This is a genomic window from Castellaniella sp. UC4447_H14 (assembly GCF_052978285.1).
This window is the reverse complement of sequence record NZ_CM129666.1, coordinates 1,219,721-1,235,270: the sequence shown is the minus strand read 5'-3', so window position 1 is coordinate 1,235,270 and position 15,550 is coordinate 1,219,721. Positions and strand designations below refer to the sequence as shown.

The following is a 15,550-nucleotide window of genomic DNA, read 5'->3' as shown; positions in this document are numbered from 1 at the left end:
TGTATCGGTCGGGGTGAAGTTTCATTAAAGAAGTAAACAGTTATTTCTTTGGATCAACATTTGGGCGTGTCTTTTGTGTATTGAGAATCGTTTTCATTATTGTTAAAATGCCGATCTTCTCGTGGTAGGAACTGATGGTTTCCATGCGTTCACGCATTTCGCGCTGCCCGTGGCAGAAGGCTGCTGCCGCTCTCGCAGCATTGGGTCTGCATGCGGCGGTGCTGGCCATGGTGCTGTCATCCCCGGTGGCGCAGGTGGCCCAGGGGCAGCCGGAGGCGCTGGACGTGCAGTTCGTGGAACTGACACCGGCGCCGGGGCTGGCTGAATCCGCAGCCGCCACGGAGCAAGTGCCAGAGCCTGAGCGACCGCCAGCGCTCCCTGTGAACGAGGCGCCCGCACCCGAGCCGCAGCCAGCGCTTGTAAGCGAGGCGACCGAGCCTGAGCTCCAACCCGCGGCCGAACCGCAGCCCGAGGACGAATCCGAGCCCGAATCGCGCGAGCAGTCGGTGCCCAAGCTCCAGCCCGATCCCCTGCCCGAGCCCGAGTCCCAGCCCAAACCGAAATCGAAGCCGAGGCCGAAGCCGGTGCCTGTCCGTAATCCCCGTCCCGTCCAGCCGGTCAGGAGTGCGCCCGATCACGAGGCGAACCCATTGCCGACGGCTTCTTCATCCCCTTCGGCTGACAGCCGGGCGCAACCGGGCCCCGCCTCCGAGGGACAGCAGCGGCCGGTGGACGCGGACCGGCCCCGGACCGTCGGCCAGGTGGACTACCTGGGCAAGCGTCCCACACCGGTCTACCCCCGGCTGTCCGAGCGGCGGGGCGAGCAGGGGCGTGTCATGTTGCGCGTGCTGATTTCACCGCAGGGCCGCGTGGCCGATGTGACCGTACAGCGTTCCTCGGGCTACGCCCGGCTGGACGAGGCGGCCGTCCAGGCCATGCGCCAGGCGCGTTTCCGGCCTTATACGGAAAACGGTGTCGCTTATCCGGCCCGGGTGGACATTCCCTTTGATTTCGTTCTATAGATCTCTTGGTAAAAGGTTGCACTCATGATGCTGGATCTTGTTCATAACCTCGTGCTGACGGTGGCCCAGGTCAGCGGCGTCGATCCCGGTGCGGCAGCGGCCTCGGGGGCCATCGGGGCCGGCGCTCATGCGCTGGCCGCGGCGCCTGCGGCGACGGCTGCCAATGGCCTGGGGGTCGCGCACTTCGTGGGTCAGAGCGATCTGATCGGCAAGTCACTGTTCGTCTTTCTGCTGGCGATGTCGCTGGCAAGCTGGTATCTGATCCTCGCAAAGGCCTTCACCCATTTGCGCATTCGCCATCGTTCGAAGCAATTCCTGGCCGAGTTCTGGGCTGCCAGCTCGCTGGAGCAGGTCGAGAACGAGATCGCGACTCACGGGGCCACTGAACCCTTTGCCCATCTGGCCAGCCACGCCATTCATGCCCAGAAGCATCACGCCCGATACGGCGCGCTGAAGCTCGAGGAGAGTGGTTCCACGGCGGCGTTCGTGACGCGGACCATTCGCAAGGTCATCGACGAGGAGACCGCCCGGCTGGAAAACGGCCTGACTGTGCTGGCTTCGGTGGGATCGACGGCGCCCTTCGTCGGACTCTTCGGCACGGTGTGGGGGGTGTATCACGCGCTGCTCAGCATTGGCATGTCCGACGGGGTGACCATCAACCGCATCGCGGGACCGGTGGGGGAGGCCCTGGTGATGACTGGCCTGGGGCTGGCGGTCGCCATACCGGCCGTGCTGGGCTACAACGCCTTCGTGCGCATCAATCGCGTGTACCTGGCGCGGCTGGACGCGTTCGCCCACGACCTGTTCACGTTTCTGACCACCGGCCAGCCGGTCGATGACGGCGAACACGAGCGGCGCGGCCGCCCCATCAGTCTCGCGGCGAAACGAGGAGCCTGAGATGGCCTTTGGCAGCTTCGATTCCCGGCACCAGGGTTCGGCGATGTCGGAGATCAACATGATCCCGCTCATCGACGTGATGCTGGTGCTCCTGGTGATCTTCATCATCACCGCGCCTCTGCTCAGCCATACGATCCGCATCAACGTCCCGCAGGTCAGCGCCCAGCCGGCCGACGAAAAGCCGCGGGTGGTCGACCTGGCCGTCGATGCGCGAGGCGGGCTGTTCTGGAACGAACGGCCGGTCGCCGAAGGCGACCTGTCTGCGTTGTTCGCGCAGCAGGCGGCGCTGGATCCTCAACCCGAAATTCGCATACGGGCCGATGTGGACACGCGCTACGGGCTGCTGGCTCGAATCATGGGCGCTGCGCGCGCGTCTGGGATGAAGCGGCTGGGCTTCGTCACACAGCCTGGCGTCAACAATGTAACCGGCGCCCCGCATCGGTGACGTCGAGTGACGGGTTCAGGCTAGAATCACCTCATGCGAGTTCTAGTCATCGAAGACGACACCACTCTCGGCCATGCGCTGCAGGAATTCCTGTCCAGCCAGGGCTATGCGGTGGATTGGCTCAAGGAAGGCGACCGTGTCGAGGGTGCCGTTGCGGGGCAGGCCTATGACCTGTTGCTGCTGGACCTGAACCTCCCCGGCATGGGGGGGCTCGAGGTGCTGCGGCATCTGCGGGGAAGCGGCTATCAGGGCCAGGTATTGATCCTGACGGCCCGGGACGGGCTGGACGATCGGGTGGCCGGGCTGGATGCGGGTGCCGACGACTACGTGACCAAGCCCTTCGATCTGGCCGAACTGGCCGCGCGGGTGCGGGCGCTCGCCCGGCGCAATCACGGCAAGGCGCAGACGGTGCTGGAATGCGGTCCGCTGGCGTTCGATACGGTGGGGCGCCAGATTCGTGTGGCGGGCCGGCGTCTTTCGCTCTCGGTGCGCGAGCTGTCGGTGCTGGAGATGCTCATGGCGCGGTCGGGGCGTGTCGTGACCAAGCAGCAGATCGTCAACTCTCTGTCGGCCTGGGACGCTGATTTCAGCGAGAATGCGGTCGAAGTCTACATTTATCGGCTGCGCAAGCGGCTGGATGGCACCGGGGCCAGCATCCAGACCGTGCGCGGGTTCGGGTACCTGCTTGACGTTGAACGTGCCGATTAAGCCGGTCGCTCCGGATCCGCGTCGGGATAGGAATGCACTGGGTCTGCTCGAGCGCCTGGTGCCGCAGGATTCGCTGGCGCGCCGTCTGGTGCGGCGTCTGCTGCCGGCGCTGTTCATACTGATCGCCATCGATCTGCTCGCGACCTGGTCCATGACGGGCATGATCCGGCCGCAACCGTGGCTGCTGCGCGACCTGTTCTGGGTGATGCTGCTGGCCCAGGCTTTCCTGGTCCTGCTGTTCGTCTGGGTCCTGGTGTCCGGCATTCGGGCGGAGCTCCTCTCCATCAACCGGTTGGCCGATCAGATTCGCCTGCGGTCCATCGACGATCTCCAGCCCCTCGATCTGGAGGGCCTGCCCAGCGAAGTCGCGCCGCTCGTGCTGCATTTCAATGACTTGCTCGTACGGGTCGATGATGCCATGCTGGCGCAGCGCCGTTTCATCGGCCATGCGGCCCACCAATTGCGTACGCCGCTGGCAGGCCTGAAGGTGGAGTCCGAACTCATGCTCAGCCAGGAGCATCTGCCGCAGGACGTCCGGACGCGTGCCGAACGCATCAAGTCCGTGACCGACCACATGATCCGCATGGGCCAGCAGCTCCTGGTACTGGCGCGCGCCGATCATACGGCGCGTCCGCAGGACAGTTTCGTGCGCCTGGATTTATGCGAATGGATGCGCTGCACCGGCGCCGAGTGGCTGGGACGTGCACAGGCACGCGGCCTGGAACTCCAGCTCACGGCCCCCGACGATCCAGTATGGGTGGATGGAGACCCCGTACTTCTGGAGGAACTGCTGGGCAATCTGATCGACAATGCCCTGCGCTATGGTGCGGGTGCGCGGAACATCCAGTTGCGGGTGATGGCCAACCCGCCGTCCTTCTCGGTAGCCGACGATGGCTGCGGCATCCACGAGGGCGACGTGGAGCGCGTCTTCGAGGCCTTTTATCGCGCGTCCGACGCGGGATCGGGAGGGGCAGGGCTGGGATTGGCCATCGTGCGCGAAATCGCGCGCGCTCACGGCGCCTGGTGGAAGGTCGGCAGTCGGCCCGACTTTCCGGGTACCCGAATCACCATCATTTTCCCCGGACCCAGGCGCGGCATCGGCCTGACCCGGAGCGAGTAGAACATGGCGACACAGAACGAACAGGCCGCAAGCCCCCGGGCGGCCCTGCTGATCGGGGCATTGGGGGTGGTCTATGGCGATATCGGGACCAGCCCGCTGTATACGATCAAGGTCGCTCTGGCCGGGGTCGGGCACCAGCCCGACGTGGAGCATGTGCTGGGGATGCTCTCCATCCTGTTCTGGATGTTGATACTGGTGGCCTCGCTGAAGTATGTGATCTGCATCCTGAGCGCCGACAACCGGGGCGAGGGTGGGACGCTCGCGCTGATGGAGCTGGCGATGCGCGGGCGCCCGGACCGGGTGCGCTGGCGCTTGATCCTGCTCGGATTGATTGGCGCGAGCCTTTTCTATGGCGACAGCATGATCACCCCCGCCATTTCCGTGCTGTCGGCGGTGGAGGGTATCGGCATCGTGTCGCACGGCCTGGATCCCTGGATCGTCCCCATTTCCACAGCGGTGCTGGTGGGGTTGTTCATGTTCCAGTCGCGCGGCACCGGTGCGGTCGGCAAGCTCTTTGGGCCCGTGATGCTGGTGTGGTTCCTGGTGCTGGGTATCCTGGGGGCCTGGCGGATCATCGAAGAGCCGCGGGTGCTCAGAGCCGTGAACCCGTTGTGGGCCGTGCGATTCATCGCCGACGCGCCGCTGGAAACGTTTCTCGCGCTGGGTGCGCTGGTGCTGGCCCTGACGGGAGCCGAGGCCTTGTATGCCGATATGGGGCATTTCGGCCGGTCCATCATCCGGCGGTCCTGGTTTTCGGCCGTGCTGCCGGCTCTCGTCCTGTGCTATTTCGGCCAGGGGGCGCTGCTGCTCAGTGACCCCTCGTCCATCCGCAATCCGTTTTTTCTGCTGGCACCCGACTGGGGGCTGGTGCCTCTGGTGGCGCTTGCGACGGTGGCGACCGTGATTGCGTCGCAGTCGGTGATTTCGGGCGCCTTTTCCATGACCCGGCAGGCGGTGCAGCTCGGCTATTGGCCTCGCATGGTGATCCAACACACCTCGGCGCGCGAAGAAGGCCAGATCTATTTGCCGCGTGTGAACTGGCTGCTCATGGGGGCGGTTCTGGTGCTGATCCTGGCGTTCGGCTCATCGGACCGCCTCGCGCACGCCTACGGGTTTGCGGTGACCGGCACCATGCTGATGACCTCCGTTCTGGCCTTTGCGGTGCTTCCCCGGGGCGCCCGTGGCGGCCGGCGCGTGGCCTGGCTGGCCCTGATCTCGGTGTTCCTGGTGATCGACATTCTGCTGTTTTCGTCGAACACGTTGAAGCTGCATGAGGGCGGCTGGCTGCCGCTGGTGGTGGGCATCGTGCTGCTGACGCTCATGATGACCTGGAAGAAGGGCCGCCAGCAGGTCCACGACACCTTGGCGGGGGACCACCAGTCACTGGAAAGCTTCATGGAATCCCTGGAGGCCTATCCACCCATGCGGGTGCCCGGTACGTCCGTCTTCATGAGCATGATCGTTGGCACGGTGCCGCCCGCTTTGCTGCACAATTTGAAACACAATAAGGTGCTGCACGAGCAGGCGCTCTTCCTGACCATCGAGGTGGCCGACGAGCCTTATGTGCCGTTCGATGAGCGCCTGAAGGTCGAGCGGGTCAGCCGGAGCAGTTGGCAGGCGATTGCCCGCTGGGGCTTCAAGCAGGAACCGAACGTGCCGCAGGTCGTGGGGCAGATCGGCCAGGAAGTCCCCGAACTGAATCTGGAGCCCATGCAGACCTCTTATTTCCTGTCACGCCAGACCATTATCGTGGTGCGCCGCCTGCCCTGGTACAAGAGCTGGCGGCGCCATCTGTTCGCGTTCATGGCGCGCAACGCCAGCCGGAGCACCCGGTTCTATCGGATTCCGCCGAACCGGGTGGTCGAAATGGGCATGCAGATGGAACTCTGAGACCGATTCCCTGGCCGCTGCTTATTGGGTGACGCCGGTGACCCCGGTTGTGCCCGTTCCGCCGGTTACGCCCGTAGTACCCGTCACGCCCGTAGTACCCGTCACGCTGCCCGGGGCGGGAACCGTGATGGTGGTTTCGCGCAGGATGCCACCCGATTCCACGGATCCTTGTTCGCGGACCTGGGTCTTGTTGTCCATCAGCGTCATGCAGTCGGCGCGCCGTTCGCCCGTAAGCCTGTCGCAGCGCTCGGTACGGTTCTGCGTCTCGGCCTGCATGCCGGGCGCGGCCAGCGTGTTGTCACGGGCGGCCTGAGCAGCGGCACCGGCTTCTTTCAGGCACGCCTTCTTGTCGATGCCCGGCGTGGAATTGCAACGTGCCACGTCGCGCTGGTATTGCGATTGTACGGGGCTCGCGGCCTCGGCCACCGGGGAAAGGAGGAAGGCACACCCCAGGCCAGCGGTCAACAGGGCGGCGCGAAGGGAGACTTGAATCACTTGACGCATGATGCACTCCTATCTTAGGAACGGATATGGGCCCATGCCCGTACCCAACCATGTTACAGCTAGCTTCAGTGTACGGGTTTTCACCTATCACGATGTGACAAATTTGCTCATGACCGGCGGATGGCGCTTTGCATGAGCACAATGGCCGTCACCGGGGCCGTCAGCACCAGGAGCAGGCAGATCAGCCATTCATGCACAATGGGGCGGTGCTGCACCAGGGCCGCCACCAGGGTGCAGGCCAGCACCACGCAAAAGGCGCCCAGCGTCGTCCCCATGGTCGGAGCATGCATTCGCTCGTAAAAGCTGTGCAGGCGCAACAGGCCCAGCGAGCCGATCAGCGTGGCGATGCCGGCCACCGCCAGCAACAGGGCGACGATCAAGGCCGCCCACAGCGGCAGTTGGCTCATGGTTCGATCACCTCGCCGCGCAGGAGGAACTTGGCCAGTGCGGTGGAGCCCGCGAAGCCGAACAGCGCGATGAGCAGCGCCACGTCGAAATACAGTCCCGCTTCGAACCGCAGGCCAAGGACCAGAAGGATCAGCATGCCGTTGATGTAAATCGTATCGAGCGCGAGAATCCGGTCCTCTGCCGCCGGGCCGCGCAGCAGCCGGAGAACCGCGCATCCCAGCCCCAATACGAAGCACAGCAGCGCGAAGCCGATGGCCCCGTCCAGGATCAGTTGATTCATTCGAAAATCTCCATGAGTGGCCGCTCGTAGCGGTCCTGGATGGTGTGCGTGAGCCCGGCGGCGTCCCGCAGGTCGAGGACATGCAGCGTGAGGACGTTGCGTTCGGGATCATGTCCCGCCCAGACCGTGCCGGGCGTGAAGGTCACGATGCAGGCCAGCGCGGCCAGTGCGTGGGGATCGCGGATGTGCAGCGGAATGTCCAGAAATTCGGGATTGGCATTGGCTGCATCGCCGCGCAGGATGCGCAGGCCGACGAGGTAGTTCGAATGGGCGATGTCCACGGCGACCCGGCCCAGGAGCCGCAGCGCGATGACGGGGTGGCGCGGGCGCGACCGGACGGGCCGCAGGATCGGCGTCAGCAGGCTGAGCGTGAGGGCGATGGCCAGGCCCAGCGCCCATTGACCTGGGGATGCGCTGTCGTTCAGAACCAGCCATAGCGCGAGCAACAGGCCGGTCAGCGGCAGGGATCGCAACAGGGCCTTCATGGTTGCGTACCCCGGGCGTGGGCAGGGCCGGGGCCTGGCGTGGTGCCCAGGCGGGGGCTGTTCTGGCCCAGTACGGCCTCGACGTAGCGGCCGGGTTCATTCAGGTAGTGGGCCGTGCCGTCCAGGTAGTCCAGGGTCGGTCCCGCCCGAACGGTCAGCAGCGCGCAGGCCGACAGCAGGATCAGGATGGGAGTGATCTCCCGGATCCGGAGACGAGGAATCTGCAGGGCTTCGGGAACCCAGAACAGCCGCACGCCGGAGCGCCCCAAGGCCATCAGGCAGGCCACGCCTGACACCAGCATGGCTGCCACCAGCAGCCAGACATTCAGCGTGGGCGCCCCATATTCCGCCGTGCGCAGGGCGGCCGACAGCAGAGAGAATTTGGCCACGAAGCCCGACAGGGGCGGCAGGCCGACGATGATCAGGGCGCAGGCGAAAAAGCTCAGCCCCAGGAACGACAGGGTGGCCGGCAGAGGCTCGCCCACCACCTGTTCCGACAGGCTGGCGGCATCGGCCTCTTCGGTCTCGAAGGCCTCCTGGGTGATGGCCAGCACGTCAGCGCCAAAGGGCTGGCTGCGCTCGATGAGTTCCAGCAGCAGGAAGAGCGCGGCCAGTGCGGCCACCGAGCTGAGCAGATAGTAGAGCGCGGGGCCGGTCAGTGTGGCGCCCGGCATGCCCAAGGCCGCAAACAGCGTGCCGGATGAGGTGATGACGGCGTAGGCCGTGATGCGCCTGGCGTCGATGCTGGCCAGCATCCCCAGTGTGCCGAAGGCCAGTGTGGCAATCCCGGCCGGGAACATCCAGGCCCCGCCGAAGGCCGCCGGCGCGCCGGCCGGCAGCAACAGCGATCCGATGCGCAGGAGCGCGTAGATCCCCACCTTGGTCATGATCGCGAAGAGGGCACCGACCGGCGCGCACGCCTGGGCGTAGGTCGAGGGCAGCCAAAAATTCAGGGGCCAGGCGGCGGCCTTGATCAGGAAGGCGACGCCCAGAATCGCGGCTGCGCTATCGAAGAGCTGGCGGTCGGCGCCATACAGCGTCTGCGCCCGTAGCGACAGATCGGCCAGGTTCAGGGTGCCGGTCAGTCCGTAGATCAGCGCAATGGCGATCAGCAGCAGGAAGGACGCGATCAGGTTCACGCCAATGTAATGCAGGGCGGCGCTGACGCGCTGTTTGCCGGAGCCATGCAGCATGAGCCCGTAGGACGCGGTGAGCAGGATTTCGAAAAAGACGAACAGGTTGAACAGGTCGCCGGAGAGGAAGGCACCGTTCAGGCCCATGAGGATAAGCTGGAACAGCGGATGAAAGTGAGTGCCGACACTGTCCCAGCGCGCCGTGGCGTAGATCCAGGTGCACGTTCCGAGCAGCGCCGTCAGACCCAGCATCAGCGCGCTCAGCCGGTCCACCACCAGCACGATGCCGAAAGGGGCCGGCCAGCTTCCCAGCATGTAGACGCCGATGCCGTCGGGCCAGCCCGTGGGCAGCCACTCCAGCGTGGCAGCCAGCAGCAGGAGCGCGACCACGCCCTGCAGGGCGAGCGAAACCGCTGCGAGAGCCATGCGCACCGGTTTCTGCCCGTCGCGAGTGAGCAGCATGGCCGCCGCTGTCATCATGGGCAACAGGACCGGCAGGACTGGCAGCGGCTGCAGCCACGGGTTCATGGGCGCCGCTCCTCGCCGTCGACGTGATCGGTGTCGCTCATGCCGCGCGCGGCCAGCAGCACGACCAGGAACAGGGCGGTCGTGGCAAAACCGATGACGATGGCCGTGAGTACCAGCGCTTGGGGCAGCGGGTCGGCGTAGCGCTCCGGGTCCGCCCAGTGCGGGTCGATCACCGGCGGTGCGTCCAGCCGCAGTCGGCCCATGGCAAAGATGAACAGGTTGACTGCGTAGGTCAGCAGCGTCAGCCCCATGATGAACTGGAAGGTGCGCGGGCGCAGCAGCAGCCAGACACCGGATCCGGTCAGTGCACCGATCGCCAGCGCGAGTATCCATTCCATGGTCAGGTCTCCCGCAGCGTCGCGGGGGCGACGGGTTCGGTGAGTTTGCGGTAGGACCGCAGCGACTGGTGCGCCAGGGCGACGAGCATCAGCATGGTGGCGCCCACCACCAGCATGTAGACGCCGATGTCGAAGAACAGCACGCTGGAGAGATGAACCTGACCCAGAAGCGGCAAGGTAAAGTCCACGCTGTAGGCCGAGAGCAGCGGCAGGCCGGCTCCCCAGACAGACAACGCCGTCGTGCCGGCTACCAGCATGCCCCAGGCCATCCACGCCTGCGGGCGAATGAGCGGACGGGCCTCGACCCACAGAATGCCGCCTACCAGGTATTGCAGGATGATGCCGGTGGCCATGATCAGGCCGCCCACGAAGCCGCCGCCCGGCTGGTTATGGCCGCGCAGGAGGAAGTACAGCGAGATCATCGTGGAGAGGGGTAGCAGCAGCCGGACCAGTACCGCCGGGATGTGCATCAGGCCGCCGGGCAGCGGTGCCCGCGGATCGGGTTCCACGAAGGCAACAGGCTGCGACGACGGGCTGCGGCGCCGCAGCGGAGCAGTGATGGTGTCCGCCGGCGGCCTGAAGCGCCGCAGCAGCGCGTACACGCTCAGCGCCACGATGGCGAGCACCGTGATTTCGCCGAACGTGTCGAACGCGCGGAAGTCCACCAGGATGACGTTCACCACGTTGGCGCCCCCGCCCAGCGGCCAGGCCTGCTCCACGAAGAAGGACGATATGCTGGGGTGCCCGGCGGGCCGGGTCATCATGACGTAAGCCAGGGCCGCCAGGCCTGCGCCGGCAATGATCGCCACCGACAGGTCACGGGCGCGCCGCCAGGGGATGCGCCCCGGGGCGGCTTCGCCGAATTCCTCGATGCGCGGGGGCAGCCAGCGCAAGCCGAGCAGCAAGAGGATGGTGGTCACGACTTCGATCGAGAGCTGGGTCAGCGCCAGATCGGGCGCCGAAAGCCAGGCAAAGGTCACGCACGTGATGAGGCCTGCGGCGCCTGCCAGCATGAGCGATGCCAGGCGGTGGTATTTCGCCTGGCGGGCGGCGGCGATCGCGCAAGCGCCGCCGGCCAGCCACATGAGGCCGAAGGACTCGACGGCGCTGGACGGTTGCGAGCCGTGTGTCCACCAGCCGCCCGGCCAAAGTGGCAGCGCGGCCACTGTCACCGTGCACAGCACCAGCAGGAGGACCTGCGGCTGCAGCCTGTGCGTCTGCAGATGAGCGAGCAGCCAGGCGCTGCCCGCATCGACGGCTTCCAGGCCCGCTTCGAAGCTCCGGCGTCCGTCGAGCCCGTGGATGAGCGGCACCTGGCCCGGCGCACTCCGGTCGCGGCCGCGGAGCAGCCGATACAGCACGATGCCAGCGGCCAGCGCGATGATGCTCATGAGCAGCGGCAGATTCAGGCCATGCCAGACCCGCAGGTCATAGGCGGGCACATCGCCCCCCAGCAGCCCGCGCATGACCATGCCGAGTGCCGGGCCCAGTGTCAGCGAGGGCAGCGTGCCGACGCCCAGGCAGATCAGTACGAGGACGGCGCAGGGAATGAGCATCATGCGGGGCGGGTCGTGCGGGATGCGGGGCAGATCTGTGGTGGGCGGCCCGAAGAATACCTGCAGGATGAAGCGCAGGGAGTAGGCCACGCTGAACGCTCCCGCGATGACCGCCAGCGTCGGCAGCCCCCAGCGGCTGGCCCAATGCCCCGTTATGAAGACCGTCTCGGCGAAGAACATTTCCTTGGAAATGAAGCCATTCAGCAGCGGGACGCCCGCCATGGCCGCCGCCGATACGCCCGCCAGTAGCGCCGTCAGCGGCATGAGCAAACGCAACCCCGAGAGCCGCAGCAGATCCCGGGTGCCGCTTTCGTGGTCGACGATGCCGGCGGCCATGAACAGCGATGCCTTGAAGGTGGCGTGGTTGACCATGTGGAAGACGGCGGCGACCAGTGCGAGCCGGCTGTTCATGCCCAGCAGCAGCGTGATCAGCCCCAGGTGGCTGATGGTGGAGTAGGCGAGCACGCCTTTCATGTCGCGCTGGAACGTGGCCGCGTAGGCCCCCAGCAGCAGCGAACACAGTCCGGCACCCCCGATGATCCAGGTCCACCAATCGGTGCCTGAAAAGATCGGCCAGAACCGCGCCAGCAGAAAGACCCCCGCCTTGACCAGGGTGGCCGAGTGCAGGTAGGCCGAAACGGGCGTGGGCGCCGCCATGGCGTTGGGCAGCCAGAAATGGAACGGGAACTGGGCGCTTTTGGTCAGCGCGCCAACCGCAAGCAATGCCAGCAGAATGGGGTACCAGGGGTGGTTGCGGATGGCGGGAGCAGCCGCCAGTACGGCATCCAGATCGTAGCTCCCTACGATGTGGCCGATGATGAGCATGCTGGCCAGCAGGCAGAAGCCGCCGGCTCCGGTGACGAGCAGCGCCATCCGGGCGCCTCGCCGTGCGTCCGGCCGGTGGTGCCAGTAGCCGATCAGCATGAAGGACGAGAGGCTGGTGAGTTCCCAGAACACCACGAGCTGGATCAGGTTGCCCGCGAGCACCACCCCCAGCATGGCACCGGTGAAGGCCTGGAGAAAGGCGAAGAAGCGGGGGGCCGGATCCTGGTCTGAAAGATAGTAGTGGGCATAGAGCGCGATGAGCGCTCCCATCGTCGTGATGATGAGCGCGAACAGCCAGGCATAGCCATCCATGCGCAGTGTGAGTTCCACGCCCTGGGACGGGATCCAGGGCACGATCATCTTCACCATGCCATCGCGCGCGATGGCGGGAGTCAGGATGATGATGAGGGCTACGCTGGCCAGTGCGCTGAGTCCCGCCATCCAGGCGCAGGACCGCCGTGCGTGCGCCGGCAGCAGCGCTGTGCAGAGGCTGCCGACGAACGGAAAGGCAAGGATCAGGGCGAGAAGCATCCGGAGCGGCCAGAGATCAGCGGTTTCGCGTTCTATGATACGCGATGACACCGGCGGTTTTCGTGCGCCGCCGACGGCGGACTGGCCCCCGGGGACAGGGGCCGGCCAGAAGGCCTACTCCATGGACCCGGCGGGACGGCCGGAAGCTGGTGCCGCGAGTACTGCTGACAGCACCTGAGTCGCCACGCGATAGCGCCACAAGGCCGCGCCGGTATTCCAGGCCAGCGCGGCCGCCGACAGCACCAGCAGGGGGCCCGCAAGATATGCCGCCGCCCTCCATCCCAATGATGCGAGCGTCCAGCTCAGGATGACGGCGGCGTAGACTCCCGCCTGAACCTGGGCACGGCGCGCCGGGATGTACTGGCCCATCTTGGGCAACCGTTTCAGGCATGCGCGTATCCCGGCGGGGTCTGCTCCGGGAATCGAAAGAGCGTCCTGGGCGTGCTTCCACAACAGGAAGGGAATGATCTTGTAGAGCATCCCGTGGATGGCGGATCCGAATACACCCACGATCATCAAGGTGCCCAGCGCCAGTTCCGGCTGGGTCGAATGTCGGGGACTGAACCGCAGCCAGAACGCTGCACAGGCCAGCAGGCACACCATAGCGGCGTACCAGAAGAGTGACGTGGCCTCCGGCACCGGGCGCTTGCGGGTCCACAGCCGGTGCAGCGTCACGCCGCTCCATCCGGCATAACCGCAGGCGAGCAGCAATTCGGCCAGCCGAGGAGGCATGGCCGTGAGATCATCGGCCCATGCGAAAGCCGTCCATGCGGCCAGGAGCACAGGGATGGCGAGCGGCAGCCAGCGGACCATGCTCCGCGGATAGAGTTCGGTCGCCTGAAAAATGGGCAGCAGCTGGAACGATAGTCCCACGAGCAGCAGCCCGCCCCACCCCAGCAGTCCCCAGGATGCGTGGGCGTTCACCCAAGCGGGCAGCGCGTGGGCCGCGCCCATCGAACCGGCCAGCGCGAGCCCCATGGCGACTGTGATGGCGAGCGCGGCCAGGGAGCTCCGCACCGCCACCAGAATCTCGCGCGCGCCTGCGTAGACCCGAGCCCGCTCACGCCAGAGGGATCCCGCGACGGCCGCCAGATAGATGGCAAACGCCAGCGCCAGCAGCAGGGTGGCGGTGCGCCAGGCGGCGGGCCACCACCACAGAAATCCTGCCGCCAGAAACAGTGTCCCCGTGGTCAGCGTGGCGTGCACGAAGACCGATACTCCTCGCGCCCGCAATGTGGGAACGTTGCAGGCCACGGCCAGAATCTGCAGCAGCGCGCCCAGCATGGCGCTGGTCAGGATGCCCAGCGTCCACAAGTGGGTCAGTGCGAGCGTGATCGGGCTCCAGCGCGACGCGAAGGCCTGCGGGCCGGCCCATGTGGCCAGGATCCCCGCCAGCAGCGCAAAGGCGGGCACATTCAGGAGCAGCGGCAGTGGCACCGACAGCGCCGGAGTTTTGTCGAAATCCAGTGCGCGTTGCATGGAGGCTCAGCCGCGCCAGATGGTCACGCGGTAGTGGGGCGGCTCGAGAACGCAGTCGTGCTGGAAGCCGGCCCGCTCCAGCATGGCGTAGAGCGGATGCGGCTCGCGATCGATCAGGAGCTGCAGGCGTTGAGTCGGACCCAGTTCGTCCAGCGCCTGCAGGCAGAGCTCCAGCGGCTCGGGTGCGGGGAGGCCCCGCACGTCCAGCAGCCGGTCACCAGGGGCGGCCGCGTCGCCGGCCGCTGTCATTTGGCGAAGAGCCGGCTCATGTCCTTGAAGGCCTTGAACTCCAGGGCATTACCGCAGGGGTCGTACAGGAACATGGTGGCCTGTTCGCCCACCTCGCCTTTGAACCGGACGTAGGGCTCGATCACGAATTTCGTGCCGAGCGATTTCAGGCGTTCGGCCAGCGCCTCCCATTCGTCCCAGTGCAGCACCACACCGAAGTGCGGCACCGGCACGTCATGCCCGTCCACCGCGTTGGTGTGCGCGTGTTCCTGGGAAGGCGTGCGCGGATGCTCGTGGATGACGAGCTGATGGCCGAAGAAGTCGAAATCCACCCAATGGGTGTCCGAGCGGCCTTCCGCCAGGCCGAAGACTTCGCCGTAGAAGTGGCGGGCAGCCGGAAGATCGTAGACGGGGATGGCCAGGTGAAACGGCGACAGGCTCATGAAGGGCTCCGAGGCAAAAGGGTTGGAACCCCTATCGTAGTTGAAAACGCACCGCCCACGTCACGGGACGATATGGAAGTCAATCACGATTTCGCCAGGGTTGCGGGCCAGGTATTCGAACTGGATGTTTTCGCCGAAGTGCTGTTTCAGTTGCTGCAGCAGCGGCAGCGGATCGTGATCGTTGCAGAACCGCATGGTTTCGCCCGGCTGCAGCGCGGACAGGGCGCCGAAGATCGCCGCGTGGCGGAAGCGCTTGGCGATGCCGCGGGCATCCAGCGGGTAGGTGTTCTCGGCGAACATGGGGATAGCGTCAGAGGCCACGGTGCGTCGTCCTGTAGTGTTGTTGGGAAGTGGCCACGATTATAGGAACCCGCATCCGTCAGAAGCGATGGAACCCTACGCCCAATGGGGATGTGTTGCGCGGAGGTTCAGTCCGGCTTGTGGGCCGCGTCGGGGTGACGCAAGTCCCAGATGCGGACCGCCTCCTGCCAGCGGCGCTTTTCTTCGGCATAGGTGTCGAAGACGCACGGCGTGCAGCCGTTGCCGCAGCATTCGTTCAGGTCGGGCTCCACCGGCTCGATGGGGCGGGTGTCGTCGGGGGATAAACAGGGATCGGACATGATGTTTAAAGGCTTGAGGTCCCGTGATGGGAAGCCGTAGATGATGGCACGGCGGGCTCCGTGCAAGCAAATTACCCTTCTACGATAAGTACTATTGTGATAGATATTAT

Annotated in this window: 18 protein-coding genes; 6 read left to right on the top strand and 12 right to left on the bottom strand. The window is 65.8% G+C overall.

The window, feature by feature from the left end:
* Positions 1-143 precede the first annotated feature (143 nt).
* Genes ACVCMJ_RS05955 through ACVCMJ_RS05930 form a run of 6 tightly spaced genes read left to right on the top strand, consistent with a single transcriptional unit; the run spans position 144 to position 6,082 of the window.
* Positions 144-1,022 (top strand): TonB family protein, encoded by an 879-nt coding sequence (locus tag ACVCMJ_RS05955; protein WP_447080518.1) that lies wholly within the window; start codon positions 144-146, stop codon positions 1,020-1,022.
* A gap of 27 nt (positions 1,023-1,049) precedes the next feature.
* The gene (locus ACVCMJ_RS05950; protein WP_447082687.1) at positions 1,050-1,919 is read left to right on the top strand and encodes a MotA/TolQ/ExbB proton channel family protein; all 870 of its coding nucleotides are present in this window, start codon (positions 1,050-1,052) and stop codon (positions 1,917-1,919) included.
* A gap of 1 nt (position 1,920) precedes the next feature.
* Positions 1,921-2,364 carry an ExbD/TolR family protein gene (locus tag ACVCMJ_RS05945; protein WP_447080517.1) on the top strand — a complete coding sequence of 148 codons (444 nt, stop codon included), beginning with the start codon at positions 1,921-1,923 and terminating at the stop codon, positions 2,362-2,364.
* Between the two features lie 33 nt (positions 2,365-2,397).
* Positions 2,398-3,072 carry a response regulator gene (locus tag ACVCMJ_RS05940; RefSeq protein ID WP_447080516.1) on the top strand — a complete coding sequence of 225 codons (675 nt, stop codon included), beginning with the start codon at positions 2,398-2,400 and terminating at the stop codon, positions 3,070-3,072.
* A gap of 37 nt (positions 3,073-3,109) precedes the next feature.
* Positions 3,110-4,192 (top strand): sensor histidine kinase, encoded by a 1,083-nt coding sequence (locus ACVCMJ_RS05935; protein WP_447082686.1) that lies wholly within the window; start codon positions 3,110-3,112, stop codon positions 4,190-4,192.
* A 3-nt stretch (positions 4,193-4,195) separates the two neighbouring features.
* Positions 4,196-6,082, top strand: a complete 1,887-nt coding sequence (locus ACVCMJ_RS05930; protein WP_447080515.1) for a potassium transporter Kup — start codon at positions 4,196-4,198, stop codon at positions 6,080-6,082.
* Positions 6,083-6,103: 21 nt separating this feature from the next.
* Here the strand turns inward: ACVCMJ_RS05930 and ACVCMJ_RS05925 are convergent, their stop codons facing one another.
* The 12 genes from ACVCMJ_RS05925 to ACVCMJ_RS05870 all read right to left on the bottom strand — a co-directional run bounded on the left by ACVCMJ_RS05925 (position 6,104) and on the right by ACVCMJ_RS05870 (position 15,440).
* A complete protein-coding gene (locus ACVCMJ_RS05925; protein WP_447080514.1) occupies positions 6,104-6,586 on the bottom strand; it encodes a hypothetical protein in 483 nt (160 codons plus the stop codon).
* Between the two features lie 107 nt (positions 6,587-6,693).
* Positions 6,694-6,993 (bottom strand): monovalent cation/H(+) antiporter subunit G, encoded by a 300-nt coding sequence (gene mnhG / locus ACVCMJ_RS05920; protein WP_447080513.1) that lies wholly within the window; start codon positions 6,991-6,993, stop codon positions 6,694-6,696.
* The gene (locus ACVCMJ_RS05915) at positions 6,990-7,274 is read right to left on the bottom strand and encodes a K+/H+ antiporter subunit F (RefSeq protein WP_447080512.1); all 285 of its coding nucleotides are present in this window, start codon (positions 7,272-7,274) and stop codon (positions 6,990-6,992) included. Before ACVCMJ_RS05915 ends, mnhG begins: the two co-directional genes overlap by 4 nt.
* Complete coding sequence (locus tag ACVCMJ_RS05910) at positions 7,271-7,759, bottom strand: Na+/H+ antiporter subunit E (protein ID WP_447080511.1); 489 nt, start codon at positions 7,757-7,759, stop codon at positions 7,271-7,273. The genes ACVCMJ_RS05915 and ACVCMJ_RS05910 overlap by 4 nt, the downstream gene beginning before the upstream one ends.
* Positions 7,756-9,420: a monovalent cation/H+ antiporter subunit D gene (locus ACVCMJ_RS05905; protein ID WP_447080510.1), complete on the bottom strand. Its 1,665-nt coding sequence runs from the start codon at positions 9,418-9,420 to the stop codon at positions 7,756-7,758. The genes ACVCMJ_RS05910 and ACVCMJ_RS05905 overlap by 4 nt, the downstream gene beginning before the upstream one ends.
* The gene (locus tag ACVCMJ_RS05900; RefSeq protein ID WP_447080509.1) at positions 9,417-9,758 is read right to left on the bottom strand and encodes a Na+/H+ antiporter subunit C; all 342 of its coding nucleotides are present in this window, start codon (positions 9,756-9,758) and stop codon (positions 9,417-9,419) included. The genes ACVCMJ_RS05905 and ACVCMJ_RS05900 overlap by 4 nt, the downstream gene beginning before the upstream one ends.
* Before the next feature lie 2 nt (positions 9,759-9,760).
* On the bottom strand, positions 9,761-12,670 hold the full coding sequence (locus tag ACVCMJ_RS05895; protein ID WP_447080508.1) for a monovalent cation/H+ antiporter subunit A: 2,910 nt from the start codon (positions 12,668-12,670) through the stop codon (positions 9,761-9,763).
* 114 nt (positions 12,671-12,784) lie between these two features.
* Positions 12,785-14,149, bottom strand: coding sequence for a hypothetical protein (locus ACVCMJ_RS05890; RefSeq protein ID WP_447080507.1), 1,365 nt, complete (start codon positions 14,147-14,149; stop codon positions 12,785-12,787).
* 6 nt (positions 14,150-14,155) lie between these two features.
* A complete protein-coding gene (locus tag ACVCMJ_RS05885; protein WP_447080506.1) occupies positions 14,156-14,398 on the bottom strand; it encodes a DUF2249 domain-containing protein in 243 nt (80 codons plus the stop codon).
* The gene (locus ACVCMJ_RS05880) at positions 14,395-14,820 is read right to left on the bottom strand and encodes a VOC family protein (RefSeq protein WP_447080505.1); all 426 of its coding nucleotides are present in this window, start codon (positions 14,818-14,820) and stop codon (positions 14,395-14,397) included. The genes ACVCMJ_RS05885 and ACVCMJ_RS05880 overlap by 4 nt, the downstream gene beginning before the upstream one ends.
* Before the next feature lie 60 nt (positions 14,821-14,880).
* A complete protein-coding gene (locus tag ACVCMJ_RS05875) occupies positions 14,881-15,120 on the bottom strand; it encodes a DUF2249 domain-containing protein (protein ID WP_447082685.1) in 240 nt (79 codons plus the stop codon).
* A 128-nt stretch (positions 15,121-15,248) separates the two neighbouring features.
* The gene (locus ACVCMJ_RS05870) at positions 15,249-15,440 is read right to left on the bottom strand and encodes an oxidoreductase-like domain-containing protein (protein WP_447080504.1); all 192 of its coding nucleotides are present in this window, start codon (positions 15,438-15,440) and stop codon (positions 15,249-15,251) included.
* Positions 15,441-15,550 lie beyond the last annotated feature (110 nt).

What these genes read in the sequence shown, in the direction of transcription:
- ACVCMJ_RS05895 (WP_447080508.1), bottom strand. Translation starts at nt 12,670, where the DNA reads ATGCTTCTCGCCCTGATCCTTGCCTTTCCGTTCGTCGGCAGCCTCTGC.
- ACVCMJ_RS05925 (WP_447080514.1), bottom strand. Translation starts at nt 6,586, where the DNA reads ATGCGTCAAGTGATTCAAGTCTCCCTTCGCGCCGCCCTGTTGACCGCT.
- ACVCMJ_RS05930 (WP_447080515.1), top strand. Translation starts at nt 4,196, where the DNA reads ATGGCGACACAGAACGAACAGGCCGCAAGCCCCCGGGCGGCCCTGCTG.
- ACVCMJ_RS05940 (WP_447080516.1), top strand. Translation starts at nt 2,398, where the DNA reads ATGCGAGTTCTAGTCATCGAAGACGACACCACTCTCGGCCATGCGCTG.
- ACVCMJ_RS05900 (WP_447080509.1), bottom strand. Translation starts at nt 9,758, where the DNA reads ATGGAATGGATACTCGCGCTGGCGATCGGTGCACTGACCGGATCCGGT.
- mnhG (WP_447080513.1), bottom strand. Translation starts at nt 6,993, where the DNA reads ATGAGCCAACTGCCGCTGTGGGCGGCCTTGATCGTCGCCCTGTTGCTG.
- ACVCMJ_RS05945 (WP_447080517.1), top strand. Translation starts at nt 1,921, where the DNA reads ATGGCCTTTGGCAGCTTCGATTCCCGGCACCAGGGTTCGGCGATGTCG.
- ACVCMJ_RS05955 (WP_447080518.1), top strand. Translation starts at nt 144, where the DNA reads ATGCGTTCACGCATTTCGCGCTGCCCGTGGCAGAAGGCTGCTGCCGCT.
- ACVCMJ_RS05885 (WP_447080506.1), bottom strand. Translation starts at nt 14,398, where the DNA reads ATGACAGCGGCCGGCGACGCGGCCGCCCCTGGTGACCGGCTGCTGGAC.
- ACVCMJ_RS05905 (WP_447080510.1), bottom strand. Translation starts at nt 9,420, where the DNA reads ATGAACCCGTGGCTGCAGCCGCTGCCAGTCCTGCCGGTCCTGTTGCCC.
- ACVCMJ_RS05870 (WP_447080504.1), bottom strand. Translation starts at nt 15,440, where the DNA reads ATGTCCGATCCCTGTTTATCCCCCGACGACACCCGCCCCATCGAGCCG.
- ACVCMJ_RS05875 (WP_447082685.1), bottom strand. Translation starts at nt 15,120, where the DNA reads ATGTTCGCCGAGAACACCTACCCGCTGGATGCCCGCGGCATCGCCAAG.
- ACVCMJ_RS05950 (WP_447082687.1), top strand. Translation starts at nt 1,050, where the DNA reads ATGCTGGATCTTGTTCATAACCTCGTGCTGACGGTGGCCCAGGTCAGC.
- ACVCMJ_RS05880 (WP_447080505.1), bottom strand. Translation starts at nt 14,820, where the DNA reads ATGAGCCTGTCGCCGTTTCACCTGGCCATCCCCGTCTACGATCTTCCG.
- ACVCMJ_RS05890 (WP_447080507.1), bottom strand. Translation starts at nt 14,149, where the DNA reads ATGCAACGCGCACTGGATTTCGACAAAACTCCGGCGCTGTCGGTGCCA.
- ACVCMJ_RS05910 (WP_447080511.1), bottom strand. Translation starts at nt 7,759, where the DNA reads ATGAAGGCCCTGTTGCGATCCCTGCCGCTGACCGGCCTGTTGCTCGCG.
- ACVCMJ_RS05915 (WP_447080512.1), bottom strand. Translation starts at nt 7,274, where the DNA reads ATGAATCAACTGATCCTGGACGGGGCCATCGGCTTCGCGCTGCTGTGC.